This window comes from Fusobacterium perfoetens, assembly GCF_021531475.1.
Lineage (GTDB): Bacteria > Fusobacteriota > Fusobacteriia > Fusobacteriales > Fusobacteriaceae > Fusobacterium_B.
The window spans coordinates 1-14,385 of record NZ_JADYTX010000046.1 but is presented as its reverse complement, the minus strand read 5'-3'; the positions used below and the strand labels follow the sequence as shown (position 1 = coordinate 14,385).

The 14,385-nt window shown below is 31.8% G+C and carries 11 protein-coding genes and 16 tRNA genes; 24 read left to right on the top strand and 3 right to left on the bottom strand.

What is annotated here, in order from left to right:
- Positions 1–75: 75 nt before the first annotated feature.
- Entirely contained in the window at positions 76–1,434 is a 1,359-nt protein-coding gene (locus I6E15_RS09175; RefSeq protein ID WP_177161410.1) for a PFL family protein, read from the top strand.
- Positions 1,435–1,448: 14 nt separating this feature from the next.
- Positions 1,449–2,471: a tRNA (adenosine(37)-N6)-threonylcarbamoyltransferase complex transferase subunit TsaD gene (gene tsaD / locus I6E15_RS09170; protein ID WP_235247486.1), complete on the top strand. Its 1,023-nt coding sequence runs from the start codon at positions 1,449–1,451 to the stop codon at positions 2,469–2,471.
- A 46-nt stretch (positions 2,472–2,517) separates the two neighbouring features.
- Here the strand turns inward: tsaD and I6E15_RS09165 are convergent, their stop codons facing one another.
- On the bottom strand, positions 2,518–3,840 hold the full coding sequence (locus I6E15_RS09165; protein WP_177161412.1) for a DUF1576 domain-containing protein: 1,323 nt from the start codon (positions 3,838–3,840) through the stop codon (positions 2,518–2,520).
- 168 nt (positions 3,841–4,008) lie between these two features.
- Between I6E15_RS09165 and I6E15_RS09160 the strand changes: the two genes are divergently transcribed.
- From I6E15_RS09160 to I6E15_RS09105, 12 genes are all read left to right on the top strand, one after another.
- Positions 4,009–4,272 carry a GIY-YIG nuclease family protein gene (locus I6E15_RS09160; protein WP_235247485.1) on the top strand — a complete coding sequence of 88 codons (264 nt, stop codon included), beginning with the start codon at positions 4,009–4,011 and terminating at the stop codon, positions 4,270–4,272.
- Positions 4,273–4,430: 158 nt separating this feature from the next.
- Positions 4,431–4,519: transfer RNA gene (locus I6E15_RS09155), tRNA-Leu, on the top strand.
- 3 nt (positions 4,520–4,522) lie between these two features.
- A tRNA-Met gene (locus I6E15_RS09150) sits at positions 4,523–4,598 on the top strand.
- A gap of 32 nt (positions 4,599–4,630) precedes the next feature.
- A tRNA-Gly gene (locus I6E15_RS09145) sits at positions 4,631–4,706 on the top strand.
- A gap of 6 nt (positions 4,707–4,712) precedes the next feature.
- Positions 4,713–4,788: transfer RNA gene (locus tag I6E15_RS09140), tRNA-Lys, on the top strand.
- A gap of 15 nt (positions 4,789–4,803) precedes the next feature.
- Positions 4,804–4,880 (top strand) — tRNA-Arg (locus I6E15_RS09135).
- Between the two features lie 34 nt (positions 4,881–4,914).
- A tRNA-Ile gene (locus I6E15_RS09130) sits at positions 4,915–4,991 on the top strand.
- 5 nt (positions 4,992–4,996) lie between these two features.
- Positions 4,997–5,071, top strand: a tRNA-Glu gene (locus tag I6E15_RS09125).
- An 8-nt stretch (positions 5,072–5,079) separates the two neighbouring features.
- Positions 5,080–5,163 (top strand) — tRNA-Ser (locus I6E15_RS09120).
- A 37-nt stretch (positions 5,164–5,200) separates the two neighbouring features.
- Positions 5,201–5,276 (top strand) — tRNA-Phe (locus I6E15_RS09115).
- A 5-nt stretch (positions 5,277–5,281) separates the two neighbouring features.
- Positions 5,282–5,357: transfer RNA gene (locus I6E15_RS09110), tRNA-Val, on the top strand.
- Between the two features lie 6 nt (positions 5,358–5,363).
- Positions 5,364–5,440 (top strand) — tRNA-Asp (locus tag I6E15_RS09105).
- A 358-nt stretch (positions 5,441–5,798) separates the two neighbouring features.
- On the opposite strand, the gene gltS is transcribed toward I6E15_RS09105, so the two are convergent.
- A complete protein-coding gene (gltS, locus tag I6E15_RS09100; RefSeq protein WP_235247484.1) occupies positions 5,799–6,986 on the bottom strand; it encodes a sodium/glutamate symporter in 1,188 nt (395 codons plus the stop codon).
- Between the two features lie 540 nt (positions 6,987–7,526).
- Here gltS and pykF point away from each other — a divergent pair.
- Together pykF and eno are read left to right on the top strand one after the other, a co-directional pair.
- Positions 7,527–8,939, top strand: coding sequence for a pyruvate kinase PykF (gene pykF, locus I6E15_RS09095; protein WP_235247483.1), 1,413 nt, complete (start codon positions 7,527–7,529; stop codon positions 8,937–8,939).
- A gap of 115 nt (positions 8,940–9,054) precedes the next feature.
- The gene (gene eno / locus I6E15_RS09090) at positions 9,055–10,359 is read left to right on the top strand and encodes a phosphopyruvate hydratase (protein ID WP_235247482.1); all 1,305 of its coding nucleotides are present in this window, start codon (positions 9,055–9,057) and stop codon (positions 10,357–10,359) included.
- Positions 10,360–10,427: 68 nt separating this feature from the next.
- Here the strand turns inward: eno and I6E15_RS09085 are convergent, their stop codons facing one another.
- On the bottom strand, positions 10,428–10,787 hold the full coding sequence (locus I6E15_RS09085) for an arsenate reductase family protein (RefSeq protein ID WP_235247481.1): 360 nt from the start codon (positions 10,785–10,787) through the stop codon (positions 10,428–10,430).
- Between the two features lie 250 nt (positions 10,788–11,037).
- Between I6E15_RS09085 and minD the strand changes: the two genes are divergently transcribed.
- From minD to I6E15_RS09045, 8 genes are all read left to right on the top strand, one after another.
- On the top strand, positions 11,038–11,817 hold the full coding sequence (gene minD, locus I6E15_RS09080) for a septum site-determining protein MinD (protein WP_177161419.1): 780 nt from the start codon (positions 11,038–11,040) through the stop codon (positions 11,815–11,817).
- A gap of 104 nt (positions 11,818–11,921) precedes the next feature.
- Positions 11,922–11,997: transfer RNA gene (locus I6E15_RS09075), tRNA-Thr, on the top strand.
- 7 nt (positions 11,998–12,004) lie between these two features.
- Positions 12,005–12,079 (top strand) — tRNA-Glu (locus I6E15_RS09070).
- A 17-nt stretch (positions 12,080–12,096) separates the two neighbouring features.
- Positions 12,097–12,181, top strand: a tRNA-Tyr gene (locus I6E15_RS09065).
- Positions 12,182–12,184: 3 nt separating this feature from the next.
- Positions 12,185–12,260, top strand: a tRNA-Val gene (locus tag I6E15_RS09060).
- Between the two features lie 7 nt (positions 12,261–12,267).
- Positions 12,268–12,344: transfer RNA gene (locus I6E15_RS09055), tRNA-Asp, on the top strand.
- Between the two features lie 224 nt (positions 12,345–12,568).
- A complete protein-coding gene (tyrS, locus tag I6E15_RS09050; RefSeq protein ID WP_235247480.1) occupies positions 12,569–13,795 on the top strand; it encodes a tyrosine--tRNA ligase in 1,227 nt (408 codons plus the stop codon).
- 15 nt (positions 13,796–13,810) lie between these two features.
- Complete coding sequence (locus I6E15_RS09045) at positions 13,811–14,278, top strand: GNAT family N-acetyltransferase (RefSeq protein ID WP_235247479.1); 468 nt, start codon at positions 13,811–13,813, stop codon at positions 14,276–14,278.
- The last annotated feature ends 107 nt before the right edge of the window (positions 14,279–14,385 follow it).

Here is a 14,385-nt window from a genome sequence, read left to right as displayed (position 1 = left end):
CAGTATATTACATAAAAATTAAAATAGCTTAATAATTAAAAAATTATTATATAAATATTATACGAGGAGAAAAATATGATTTCTAAAGTAGAGATTCAAGAAACAAATGCTATGATAGCTCAAGAAAACCTTGATGTTCGTACAATAACAATGGGGATAAGCTTGATGGATTGTGCTGATTCTGATATTGATAGATTCAATGAAAAAATATATAAAAAAATAACAACTTATGCTAAAGATTTAGTAAAAGTTGGAGATGAAATAGCAAGACAATTTGGAGTGCCAGTTGTAAACAAAAGAATATCAGTAACACCAATAGCTATTGCAGCTGCTGGTTGTGAAACAGATTCTTATGTAAGTGTTGCTAAAACTCTTGATAGAGCAGCAAAAGATTGTGGAGTAAACTTTATAGGTGGATTTTCTGCTTTAGTTCATAAAGGATATACAAAAGCTGATGAGATACTTTTAAAATCTATTCCTGAAGCTTTAAATGTAACTGAAAGAGTTTGTTCTTCTGTAAATGTTGGAACTTCAAGAAATGGTATCAATATGGACGCTGTTAAAAAAATGGGAGAAATAATAAAAGAAACAGCTGAATTAACAAAAGATAGAGAATGTATTGGTTGTGCTAAGTTTGTTGTGTTCTGTAATGCTGTAGAAGATAATCCATTTATGGCAGGAGCTTTCCATGGAGTTGGAGAAGCTGATTGTGTAATAAATGTTGGTGTAAGTGGACCAGGAGTTGTAAAAAAAGCATTAGAATCAGCAAGAGGAGCAGATTTTGAGACTTTATGTGAAGTTGTTAAGAAAACAGCTTTTAAAATTACAAGAGTTGGACAATTAGTAGCTCAAGAAGCTTCAAAAAGATTAGGAGTACCTTTTGGTATAATAGATTTATCATTAGCACCTACTCCAGCAGTAGGGGATAGTATTGGAGAAATTTTCCAAGAAATGGGACTTGAACAACCTGGAGCACCTGGTACAACAGCGGCTCTTGCAATGCTTAATGATAATGTAAAAAAAGGTGGAGTAATGGCTTCTTCTTATGTTGGAGGACTTAGTGGAGCGTTTATACCAGTAAGTGAAGATCATGCTATGATAACAGCAGCAGAAATAGGAGCTTTAACTTTAGAAAAATTAGAAGCAATGACTTGTGTATGTTCTGTTGGGCTTGATATGATAGCTATTCCAGGAGATGTTTCAGCAGCTACTATTTCAGGAATAATAGCAGATGAAGCAGCTATAGGAATGGTAAATAATAAAACGACAGCAGCAAGACTTATTCCAGTTATAGGTAAAAAAATAGGAGAAACAGTTGAATTCGGAGGACTTTTAGGACATGCTCCTATAATGGCAGTAAACGGTTTTAAATGTGAAGATTTCATAAAAAGAGGTGGAAGAATACCTGCTCCTATCCATAGTTTTAAAAACTAATTAAGGAGGAAAAAATGTTAATATTAGGGATAGAAACATCTTGTGACGAAACTTCCATAGCGATAGTTAAAGATGGAAAAGAGGTTTTATCCAATTATATATCTTCTCAAATAGCTATTCATAAAGAATATGGTGGAGTTGTGCCAGAGATAGCTTCAAGACACCATATAAAAAATATAGCTACAATTTTAGAAGAAAGTTTAGAACAAGCTAAAGTTACATTAGATGATATTGATTATATAGGTGTGACTTATGCACCAGGACTTATAGGAGCATTACTTGTGGGAGTTTCTTTTGCTAAAGGGCTTTCTTATGGAAAAAATATTCCTTTAGTTCCTGTACACCATATAAAAGGGCATATCTATGCAAATCTAGTTGAAAATGATGTTGAGTTTCCTTGTATAGCTTTGGTTGTATCAGGGGGACATACAAATATTATTTATATAGATGAAAATCATAATTTTACAAATCTAGGCGGAACTTTAGATGATGCTGTCGGAGAAAGTTATGATAAAGTAGCTAGAGTTTTAGGAATTGGATATCCAGGTGGACCTGTTATAGATAAAATGTATTATGAAGGAAATCCAGATTTCTTAAAGATAACAGAACCTAAAGTAGATGGATATAATTTTAGTTTTTCTGGAATAAAAACAGCAGTAATCAATTATGTTAATAAAATGAAAATGAAAGGTGAGGAGTTTGCTCCAGTGGATTTAGCAGCTTCTTTCCAAGGAACAGTTGTAGATATTTTATGTAAAAAAGTATTGAAGGCTTGTGCTGAAAAAAATGTTAAACAAGTGATAATAGCTGGTGGAGTTGCAGCTAATTCTCTACTTAGAAGTGAACTAAAAAGAAGAGGGGCAGAGCAAGGAGTAGAGGTTTCTTATCCAAGTATGAAACTTTGTACAGATAATGGTGCTATGATAGCAGCAGCAGCTTATTATAAATTAAAGAAAGGTTATGTACCTGAAAAAAATCTTAATTTAAATGGAATAGCCACTCTTTCAATAGATAAAGAAATAGAAACTCAATTGTAAAATAAATGCTGATTGAAATTAAAATTTTCAGTCAGCATTTTTTAAGTTACTCAAAATCAGATTTTTTAATCATACCCATAAATTCTTTTCTATTTTTAATAAATTGTAACTCTCTTTTCATACCTCTTTCATTAAAAATTCTCATTATAGGAAGTAGGAAACCAGCTACAATTCCAGCAGAGAATCCGTTATTATATAGATTAAGACCTCCGTGAAGCCCTCCTATATTTGTAACAACAGTAAGATGTAACCAACCAGCTACGATACCCCAGAAAGGACCGAAAATCCCTGCTATAGGGGCTAGAGAAGTTCCAAATAATCCAGAAAGAACTATTGTAAACATATCATTATGAATAGTAGTAACTCCTGATAAAATAACTCCAGTAAGAATAGGAGCAGTATTAAATGGAGTTTTTCCATGTGCTGAGAAACCAACCACAGTAAATATACCTGCAAGAATTGGACCATTTAATGTTTGACCTAGAGAAAGTGAAAATAGCATAGCTAAAAATCCCATAAGTCCCATATTAACAAAAGTAACTCCATACCCATAAGTAGCAACAAAATCAACTTCTAAACCACCAGATTTTAAAAGCTCTTTATAACCAGAGAAAGAGTTATCATTAATGTAGAATCCAATTATAATAAAAATTAAAAATATTACACTACAACAGATTTGTAAAATATCATTATATTGAGTTGATAAAATTTTTCTTGAAGCTACATTAAAGTCATAGGCTTTTAAAATACAGTTAAGAACGAGACCTAAAATTCCAGCAGTAAATCCTAAGTTATAAAGATTATATCCTTCATGAAAACTTTTCATTTTTTTTGCAAGAGGCGAGATAATGAATCCAATTCCTACTCCTAAAATAATTCCATTTACATAAGAGAACTCAAAAGTATTAGTTCTAAAAGCTACCTCACTGATAAAAGGAGCAAGGGCAGTGGCAAAGGATACAGGAAGATAAATATCTTTAAATGGAATGTGCTCATATTTACTGAATAAAATTCCACCTATATATATTGGTAAAATATTTAATATGTTTTTTCCAAAAAAAGAAAATCCAAAAACAGTAAAAAGAGAAGCAAGAACCATTCCTTTTATCTCTATTTTTAAAAATCTAACTATAAAATAGTTAAAGGCTAAGATAAGTAAGGAATTTGAAAATCCAGCACTTAAACCACCCACCATTAAAAAGTCTGTTATCAATCCAGCTTGTGAAGTTATTATATTACTAAATCCTTGAAAGAAATTTTCTTTTAGTTGGAAGTTTCCATAAACTAAAAGTATAATTATAAAAAGAGAAACAAGTAAAAAACCTAATTCAAAGGCATATAATTTACGATTTTCTTTTAAGTTATCCAAAAAATCCTCCTTAATTATTATTGAGATTATATAAAAAATGAATAAAAAACTTATTTGTATACATACTATTAATAATTATACAGTATTTTCTTTATAAAATATAGTATTTTTTTCAAAAAAATGAAATTTATGGTAAAATATTTTTGAGAAATTAAATTTGGAGGGAAAATGAGTTGGTATGTATATATATTGAGATGTAAAGACAATTCTTTATATACTGGAATTACTAATAATTTAGAAAAAAGATATCAAGATCATTGTGAGAAAAAAGGTGCAAAATATACAAAAAGTCATTTAGTAAAAAAAATAGAGATTTTTTTTCAAGTAAATAATAGAAGTGAAGCTAGTAAATTAGAATATAAAATAAAAAAAATGGATAAAAAATCTAAAGAAAATTTAATAAAATTTAAAAAATTTTTAGATGAAAAATAAAAAAATGAAAAAAATATAAAAAATAAAACTATTGGAAATAAAAGAAAAAATTAAAAAACTCTTTTTCTTTAAAAAAAACTGTTGACACTTTCTAGAAAATATGGTATTATTATTCTTGTCTTAAGGGAACGGAAAACAAAATCCACTAACTTGAGAATGCCTGGATGGCGGAACAGGTAGACGCACAGGACTTAAAATCCTGTGGTATCTTGATACCGTGCCGGTTCGATTCCGGCTCTAGGCACCACATCGCGGGGTAGAGCAGTTGGCAGCTCGTCGGGCTCATAACCCGAAGGTCATAGGTTCAAATCCTATCCCCGCCACCAAAAATTAAATATTCAGTGTTACAGTAAGATATGCGGGAATAGCTCAGTTGGTAGAGCGTCAGCCTTCCAAGCTGAATGTCGCGAGTTCGAACCTCGTTTCCCGCTCCAAAATATGCGTCATTAGCTCAGTAGGTAGAGCACACGACTTTTAATCGTGTTGTCACTGGTTCAAATCCAGTATGACGCACCATCTATTTAAGAAGATGTGTCTGTAGCTCAGCTGGATAGAGCAACGCCCTTCTAAGGCGTGGGTCAGGGGTTCGAATCCCTTCAGACACGCCATTAAAAAACAATATTAACACAAATGAGTACGTATGGATCTATAGCTCAGCTGGTTAGAGCACTCGGCTCATAACCGAGTGGTCATTGGTTCGATTCCAATTAGATCCACCATTTTTGCCCCGTTCGTTCAACGGTTAGGACATCAGATTTTCACTCTGGAAACAGGGGTTCGATTCCCCTACGGGGTACCATATGTGCTGGAGAGCTATCCTAATTGGTAAGGAATCGGTCTTGAAAACCGACGCCGTAAGGCTTCAGAGTTCGAGTCTCTGGTTCTCCGCCATTTTTTTTTAAGAAGAAAAATTAAATATTTATTAGTTGGCCAGATAGCTCAGTCGGTAGAGCAGGGGACTGAAAATCCCCGTGTCGGTGGTTCGATTCCGCCTCTGGCCACCACTAATGGTCGCATAGCTCAGTTGGGAGAGCACCTGCCTTACAAGCAGGGGGTCACAGGTTCAAGTCCTGTTGTGACCACCATTAAATGGGGGTGTAGCTCAGTTGGTTAGAGCACTAGCCTGTCACGTTAGGGGTCGCGAGTTCGAGTCTCGTCACTCCCGCCATTTATGAAATCAAGAGATAGAAATATCTCTTTTTTTATTTTTTGTAAAAAATATTTTTATATATCACTTTTTAGGGCGACTATGGAAAAGAAATGAAAATAAGACAAATAATAATTTAGTTATTTTAGATGAGTAGTAGAGATATTTATTACACCCAATTATTTAATATTTACAACTACTTATTTTAAAATGATAGTATGAAAAAGTTGAGAAGATAAAAATAATGTTTAGATAAGTGGTAAATAAAAATGTTCCATCAGATATTGTAGAAATAAGAATCTTTGTAGAATTCTATAGAAAATAAATAATAAAAAAATAAAGGTTGTACAAATCATGCTTTTTGTACAACCTTTATTTTTTATTTTACTAGATTAATAAAGAAAGTTATTATAGCAGCATTAAAGAAATCTATAAATAAACTTCCTACTATTGGTATTACAAAGAAAGCTTTTGGAGATGGTAAGTATCTTTCTGTTAAAGCCTCCATATTAGCCAAAGCTTTTGGAGTAGTACCAAATCCACAACCACAATGTCCTCCAGTCATAATAGCAGCGTCATAATCTCTTCCAGTGATGTTAAAAGTAACAAAATATGCAAAAGCTCCCATAAGAATAGTTTGTCCTATAAGCATTATTACAAGAGGAAGAGCTAGTTCTTTAAGCTCCCAAAGTTTAAATGCCATAAGAGTCATAGAAAGGAACATAGCTAAGGTAAAACTACCGATGGTAGAGATTATATCCAAATCAATTTCAAATTTACCAGTATAATCAGATATATTTCTAATAATAGTAGCAGCAAACATAGCTCCGATATATGATGGTAGAACAAGTCCTAAACTGTTTAAAAAACTAGAAATTAAACTTCCTACTCCCATAGCTACAATAATTAAAAAACCAGTAGGTATAACTTTTTTGGTTATAAGAGTTTCTGATTTTTCTCCGGAAGTTTCAAAACTATTTGAGTTTTTATGTTTTTCTAATAATGAATGTTTTTCGATAAGACGTTTGCAAAGTGGTCCAGCAATAATACTACCAGCAATAAGAGCATAAGTTGCAGTTGCCATAGCCACCATAGTTGCTCCTGGAGCCCCGAAACTCTCCATAATAGGTCCAAATGCTCCGGCTGTTCCAGGTCCTCCAGTTGTAGCTAAAGACCCAGTAGCCAAACCAATAAGCAGGCTTACATGTAGAACTTTAGCCATTGCAATTCCAGCTATATTTTGGAAGAAAGTTAACCCCACAGCAGCTATTAAAAACATAAGTACAGGAATCCCAGCCTTTTTTAAAAGTTTTATACTTGCTGAAAAACCAACAGTTGTAAAAAATGCTATCATAAAGACCTCTCTTAAAGTATCTTCAAAAACAAAAGAAAAAAGATTAGCCTCATGTCCGATAAGAGTGAAAATAGAAAAAACAGTTCCACCAGTAACAGCGTCTGGAATACAGTTTTCTTTTAAAAAATTAAATGTGTTATTGATGTATTTACCTAAATATAGAACTAACACCGCCAATGCCATAGTCTGAATATTAGTAAGTTCTAATATCATACAAGTTTTACCTCCCTAAATGTAATATTTTTATATAAAAAAGTCCAATATCAAATATAACACATATTTAATATATAGTGCAAATATATAGAATATATGTAATTTAAAAAGACGTTATATTAAATCTAAAAATGTTCATAGTTTGATCTAAAATGACTCAAAAAAATACTAAATTCACTCTAATTCTATATAAAAATTGATATAAAACATATGTTTCATTATAAAATTAAATAAAAATTAGGACTAAAGTTTAAAAAATATATAAATATTATAAAAGATTATCATTAAAAAAATATATGGAAGTGTTTTTGCCGAAAGGGTTAAAAAATGAGTAAAAAAAGAAAAATAAAATTGAGTAAGAAAAGAATTGGTATAGATAACAAAAAACGATATTATGAGTAAGTATATTACCAAAATAGATGAAAAAATAACCGCGAAGAAAATTGACAAAGTTCAAAAATTTGTTTAAAATTAAGACAATGGAAATAGAATAAAAAATGTGTAACAAAAAAATTTAAAATAGATTATAGAGGTGATTTTGTGAAAAAAACAAAAATAGTTTGTACTATTGGACCAAAAAGTGAATCAAAAGAGATGTTAACAAAGTTATTAAAAGCTGGAATGAACGTAATGAGATTAAATTTCTCTCATGGAAGCCACGAAGAACATGCTGCTAGAATAGCTGCTTTAAGAGAAGTAAAAGAAGAAACTGGTTTAAAAGCTGCAATATTATTAGATACTAAAGGACCAGAAATTAGAACTATAAAATTAGAAAATGGTGAAGATGTAAAATTAGTAGCTGGACAAAACTTTACAATAACTACTGATAAAACAGTTGTAGGAAACAATACAATAGTAGCAGTTACTTATGATGATTTTGCTAAAGATTTATCAGTTGGAAATACTGTATTAATCGACGATGGATTAATCGAATTAACAGTAAAAGAAATAGAAGGAAATGAAGTAAGATGCGTTGTAGAAAACAACGGAATGTTAGGAGAAAACAAAGGAGTTAACTTACCAAACGTAAAAGTTAACTTACCAGCTTTAGCTAAAAAAGATATAGCTGACTTAAAATTCGGTTGTGAGCAAGGAATTGACTTCGTAGCAGCATCATTCATAAGAAAAGGTGATGACGTAAGAGAAGTAAGAAGAGTTTTAACTGAAAATGGTGGATCAAACATAAAAATAATTTCTAAAATAGAAAATAAAGAAGGATTAGACAACTTTGATGAAATATTAGAGTTATCTGACGGAATAATGGTAGCAAGAGGAGACTTAGGAGTAGAAATCCCAGTTGAAGAAGTTCCATTTGCTCAAAAAATGATGATAGAAAAATGTAATGAAGCTGGAAAACCAGTTATTACAGCTACACAAATGTTAGACTCAATGATCAACAACCCAAGACCAACAAGAGCAGAAGCAAACGACGTTGCTAACGCAATCTTAGATGGAACTGACGCTGTAATGTTATCTGGAGAAAGTGCTAAGGGAAAATATCCAGTAGAAGCTGTTAAAGTTATGACAAGAATAGCTGAAAAAACAGACCCATTATTATATACTAACGTAGATTATGACAATAAAGATAAAGGAATAACAGAAGCTGTTGCAAAAGGTTGTGTTGACGCTGCTGAAGTTTTAGGAGCAAAATTAATCGTTGTAGGAACAGGTTCAGGAAGAGCTGCTAGAAGTATCAGAAAATACTTCCCAAGTGCTATGATTCTTGCAATAACTAACGACCAAAAAGCATTTAATCAAATGTTATTAAGTAAAGGTGTAATCCCTTACCTAAGTGGAGATTTCAAAAACTTAAACGAATTTATGGACGAAGCTGAAAAAGTAGCAATTGGATTAGGATTAGTAAAATCTGGAGATATCATCGCTGCAACTTGTGGAGAAGAAGTATTTATGCCAGGAACAACTAATACTGTAAAAATTATGCAAGTTAAATAATAATTTTTAGTGGATAAGTTAAATAATAATTTTTAGTGGATAAAAAGATAGAAAAGTAGTAAAATATTATAGTGAAATTTAATATAAAATCAATAGAATCATATAGGAGGAAAAAATGACAAGAATAGCTGATGTAGTAGCAAGAGAAATACTTGACTCAAGAGGAAATCCTACTGTTGAAGTAGATGTAGTATTAGAGTGTGGAGCTAAAGGAAGAGCTGCAGTTCCATCTGGAGCATCAACAGGAGCTTACGAAGCAGTAGAATTAAGAGACGGAGATAAATCAAGATATTTAGGAAAAGGTGTTTTAACAGCTGTTAAAAACGTTAATACAGAAATTAAAGGATTAATACTTGGAATGGATGCTTTAGACCAAGTAAGAATTGATAAAGCTATGATCGCTTTAGACGGAACACCAAACAAAGGAAGATTAGGAGCTAACGCTATATTAGGTGTATCTCTAGCAGTTGCTAAAGCAGCAGCAGAAGCATTAGGAATGCCTCTATACAAATACTTAGGTGGGGTAAACGCTAAAGAATTACCTTTACCAATGATGAACATATTAAACGGAGGATCTCACGCTGACTCTGCAGTAGACGTTCAAGAATTTATGATCCAACCAGTTGGAGCTAAATCTTTCCAAGAAGCTATGAGAATGGGTTGTGAAGTATTCCACCACTTAGGAAAATTATTAAAAGCAAACGGAGATTCTACTAACGTTGGAAACGAAGGAGGATATGCTCCAGCTAAAATAAACGGAACTGAAGGAGCTCTTGACTTAATAATGGAAGCTATAAAAGCTGCTGGATATGAGCCAGGAAAAGATATTACTTTCGCAATGGACGCTGCTTCAAGTGAATTCTGTAAAGAAGTTGACGGAAAATTCGAATACCACTTCGTAAGAGAAGGAGGAGTTGTAAGAACTTCTGAAGAAATGGTTGAATGGTATGCTTCTTTAGTAGAAAAATATCCAATCAAATCAATCGAAGATGGTTTAGGAGAAGACGACTGGGCAGGTTGGCAATTATTAACTGCTAAATTAGGAGATAAAGTTCAACTTGTTGGAGACGACTTATTCGTAACTAACACTGAAAGACTTAAAAAAGGAATCGAAGTTAAAGCTGGAAACTCTATCTTAATAAAACTTAACCAAATCGGAACTTTAACTGAAACTTTAGATGCTATCGAAATGGCAAAAAGAGCTGGAATGACTGCAGTAGTATCTCACAGATCTGGAGAAACTGAAGATGCTACAATAGCTGACATAGCTGTTGCAACTAACGCAGGACAAATCAAAACTGGATCAACTTCAAGAACTGATAGAATGGCTAAATATAACCAATTATTAAGAATTGAAGAAGAATTAGGAGATATGGCTCAATACAACGGATTAGATGTATTCTACAATATCTGCAAATAGTTAATAAAAATTTTCCCCTGAGATTTCTCAGGGGATTTTTTTATTTATTATATTTTTATTTCATGGGTTTATTTACCAAAAAATTCAGACCAAGTTTTAGCTTTAAAACCAACTAAAACTCCATTTTCTCCTACAACTAAAGGTCTTTTAACAAGCATTCCATTAGTAGCAAGTAGATTTACCATTTCATCATCACTCATAGTGGCAAGTTTATCTTTTAGATTCATCTCTCTATAAAGCATACCACTTGTATTGAAGAATTTTTTTGTAGGAAGACCACTTAATTTTATAAAAGTTTTTAATTCTTCAGCAGTTGGATTTTCTTCAACTATATGTCTGCTTGTAAATTCTATATTATTTTCTTCTAACCATTTTCTTGCTTTTATACAAGTAGTACATTTAGGATAATTTAAAAATAAAATTGACATATCATTTCTCCTTTCTTGATATAAGATAATATAATTATATCTTATATTTATGTTTTTGTATATAGGAGTTATGGTAATAAAATATTGAAAAAATGTTAAAAAAAGAGAGAAAAATATGAAATAAATGGGAAATAAAAGAAAAAAGCTATTGATTGGTAAAAATTAGTGTGATATACTTAATATAGATTAGTTTAGATTATTGTATTGAAATAATAGATAGAAAGCACATAAAACTTGAGGAGGCTCGGCAATGGGGAAAGTTCTAGTAATTACTTCTGGTAAAGGAGGAGTAGGGAAAACAACAACAACAGCGAATATTGGGACAGGATTAGCATTAGAAGGAAAAAGTGTGCTTCTTATAGATACAGATATAGGACTTAGAAACCTTGATGTAGTAATGGGATTAGAGAATAGAATAGTTTATGATTTAGTTGATTTAATAGAGGGACGTTGTAAAATAAAACAAGCTCTTATAAGAGATAAAAGAAATAAAAATTTATCTTTAATACCAGCTGCTCAAACTAGAGATAAAAATGATGTTACACCAGAGCAAATGAAAGAGCTTATAGATGCAATAAGAGGGGATTTTGATTATATTATAATTGATTGTCCAGCTGGAATAGAACAAGGATTTAGAAATGCCATAGTAGCTGCTGACGAAGCTTTAGTGGTAGTTACTCCGGAAGTATCAGCAGTAAGAGATGCTGATAGAATAATAGGACTATTAGAAGCGAATGAAATAAATGAAATAAAATTAGTTGTAAATAGAATGAGAATGGAAATGGTAAAAGAAGGAAATATGATGAGTGTTCAAGATATAGTTGATATTTTGGCTAAAGATGTCTTAGGTGTTGTGCCAGATGATGAAAGCATAGTAATATCAACTAACAAAGGAGAGCCTCTAATATTTAAAGGAAACTCTTTGGCAAGTAAAGCTTATAGAAATATGATTCAAAGAATTTTAGGAAAAGAAGTTCCGTTCTTAAAACTTGATGTAAAAAAAGGATTTTTTAAAAGAATTTTTGGATAAAAAAACTCTTGAAAATAAAGAAAAAATTAAAAAAACTTTGTAGTTAATAAAAAAAATATTGACAAAAACTGATGGATATGGTATCATAACATCTGTCAGTGGATGCCGCTTTAGCTCATCTGGTAGAGCAACTGACTTGTAATCAGTAGGTGACTGGTTCGATTCCGGTAAGCGGCACCATCTATATGCCCCGTTCGTTCAACGGTTAGGACATCAGATTTTCACTCTGGAAACAGGGGTTCGATTCCCCTACGGGGTACCAATTTAATAATAAGTAATGGTGAGGTTCCCGAGTGGCCAAAGGGAGCAGACTGTAAATCTGCCAGCTACGCTTTCGATGGTTCGAATCCATCTCTCACCACCACTTGGTCGCATAGCTCAGTTGGGAGAGCACCTGCCTTACAAGCAGGGGGTCACAGGTTCAAGTCCTGTTGTGACCACCATCAAAATGGGGGTGTAGCTCAGTTGGTTAGAGCACTAGCCTGTCACGTTAGGGGTCGCGAGTTCGAGTCTCGTCACTCCCGCCATTTTTAGAAGATATGAGATGCTTTGCATCTCTTTTTTTTTACTAGTAAAAAAGCAAAAATTATGTTAGAATAAATAGTAAATTAAAAGAGGGGGAGTTAAGTTGGAAAGAATCAGCGATGTCCTAAGAGAAAGAGGACAGTTAAAACAATTTACAGATTATAGATATTGTACTCCTATTTTTTATATATAGATTAAAAACATTTGAATTTAGGAGGAAGAAAAAATGAATAACGTTTATGACGTGCTAAAAGAACGTGGATATTTAAAACAATTTACAGATGAAGAGGCTATAAAAAAAATATTAGGAGAAGAAAAAGTAACTTTCTATATAGGATTTGACCCAACAGCAGATAGTTTACATGTAGGACACTTTATTGCAATGATGTTTATGGCTCATATGCAAAAATTTGGACACAGACCAATCGCTTTAGTTGGTGGTGGAACTGCAATGATCGGTGACCCAAGTGGTAGAACTGATATGAGAAAAATGATGACTAAAGAAACAATAGCTCACAATGTTGCTTGTATCAAAAAACAAATGGAAAAATTTATTGACTTCTCAGAAGGAAAAGCAATCCTAGCAAATAACGCTGACTGGCTTTTAGGACTTAATTATATAGATTTTATAAGAGATATTGGTTCTTTATTCTCTGTTAATAGAATGCTTGCAGCAGAATGTTTTAAATCAAGAATGGAAAATGGAGGACTTTCTTTCTTAGAATTTAACTATATGCTTATGCAAGGGTATGACTTCTATGTATTAAATGAAAAATATAATTGTAAAATGGAACTTGGTGGAGATGACCAATGGTCTAATATAATAGCTGGTATAAATATAGTTAGAAAGAAAAAACAACAAGAAACATATGGAATGACTTGTACTTTACTTACAAACAGTGAAGGAAAGAAAATGGGAAAAACAGCTAAAGGAGCATTATGGTTAGATCCAGCTAAAACAACTCCATATGAATTCTATCAATATTGGAGAAATATAGATGACGCTGATGTTGAAAAATGCCTATCACTTTTAACATTTATTCCAATGGACGAAGTAAGAAGATTAGCTTCATTAAAAGATGCTGAAATAAATAAAGCTAAAGTTGTATTAGCTTATGAAATAACTAAGATGATTCATGGTGAAGAGGAAGCTACAAAAGCTAAAGCAGCAGCTGAAGCTCTATTCGGTGCAGGAAATAACATGGATAATGTACCAACAAAGGAGATTTCAAGAGAAAATTTAGGTGTAGAATTAACAGAATTTTTATCAGTTAATAAAGTTCTAAAAAATAAAAGTGAAGGAAGAAGACTTATAGAACAAAATGGTATGTCTGTAAATGATGAAAAAATATCTGATGTAAAATATGCTATTACTGAGGAAGTTTTTGGAGAAAAAGACTACATAATGGTAAAAATGGGTAAAAAAAGATTTTTAAAAATAGTTTTAAAATAATTGGTTGGTGATGATTTGATATTTTTGAGAGGAACTGTGGAAGAGGATATAGAGAGTATATATAAAAATATACATGCTCATTATATAGAAAAATATTATCCCGGACAAGAGAAGGAGCAATGGGAAAATCATAAGAGATGGTATAAATTTCTTATAAAATCCCCTGCCTATGCTCTATATACAGTTACTGATGATGAAAATGAATTTTTAGGTTATGTTAAGTTTGAATTAGATGAAGAGTTTGCTGTGATAAATATTTTTTTAGCTGAAAAAATGAGAGGTAAAAAAATAAGCTCAGATATAATAAGACTTAGCATAGAGGAATTTATTTTTGATAAATCAGAAATATCAGTGATATTTGCTTATATCTTAGAAGAAAATATAGCTTCGATAAAAGCGTTTAAAAAAGTGGGATTTGTCTTTGATTCTTTAGAAGAATACAAAGGGTTAGAACATATGCTTTTTATAAAAACTTTGGAATAGACGGGTAATACCGTCTATTTTTCAAAAATAAAGACTAACTATTAAATGTCAAGTCAAAAATAAAAAAATTAAATAAATTTGTTAATTTAAAAAAATGCATCACAAAA

What these genes read in the sequence shown, in the direction of transcription:
- I6E15_RS09175 (WP_177161410.1), top strand. Translation starts at nt 76, where the DNA reads ATGATTTCTAAAGTAGAGATTCAAGAAACAAATGCTATGATAGCTCAA.
- tsaD (WP_235247486.1), top strand. Translation starts at nt 1,449, where the DNA reads ATGTTAATATTAGGGATAGAAACATCTTGTGACGAAACTTCCATAGCG.
- I6E15_RS09160 (WP_235247485.1), top strand. Translation starts at nt 4,009, where the DNA reads ATGAGTTGGTATGTATATATATTGAGATGTAAAGACAATTCTTTATAT.
- gltS (WP_235247484.1), bottom strand. Translation starts at nt 6,986, where the DNA reads ATGATATTAGAACTTACTAATATTCAGACTATGGCATTGGCGGTGTTA.
- eno (WP_235247482.1), top strand. Translation starts at nt 9,055, where the DNA reads ATGACAAGAATAGCTGATGTAGTAGCAAGAGAAATACTTGACTCAAGA.
- I6E15_RS09085 (WP_235247481.1), bottom strand. Translation starts at nt 10,787, where the DNA reads ATGTCAATTTTATTTTTAAATTATCCTAAATGTACTACTTGTATAAAA.
- minD (WP_177161419.1), top strand. Translation starts at nt 11,038, where the DNA reads ATGGGGAAAGTTCTAGTAATTACTTCTGGTAAAGGAGGAGTAGGGAAA.
- tyrS (WP_235247480.1), top strand. Translation starts at nt 12,569, where the DNA reads ATGAATAACGTTTATGACGTGCTAAAAGAACGTGGATATTTAAAACAA.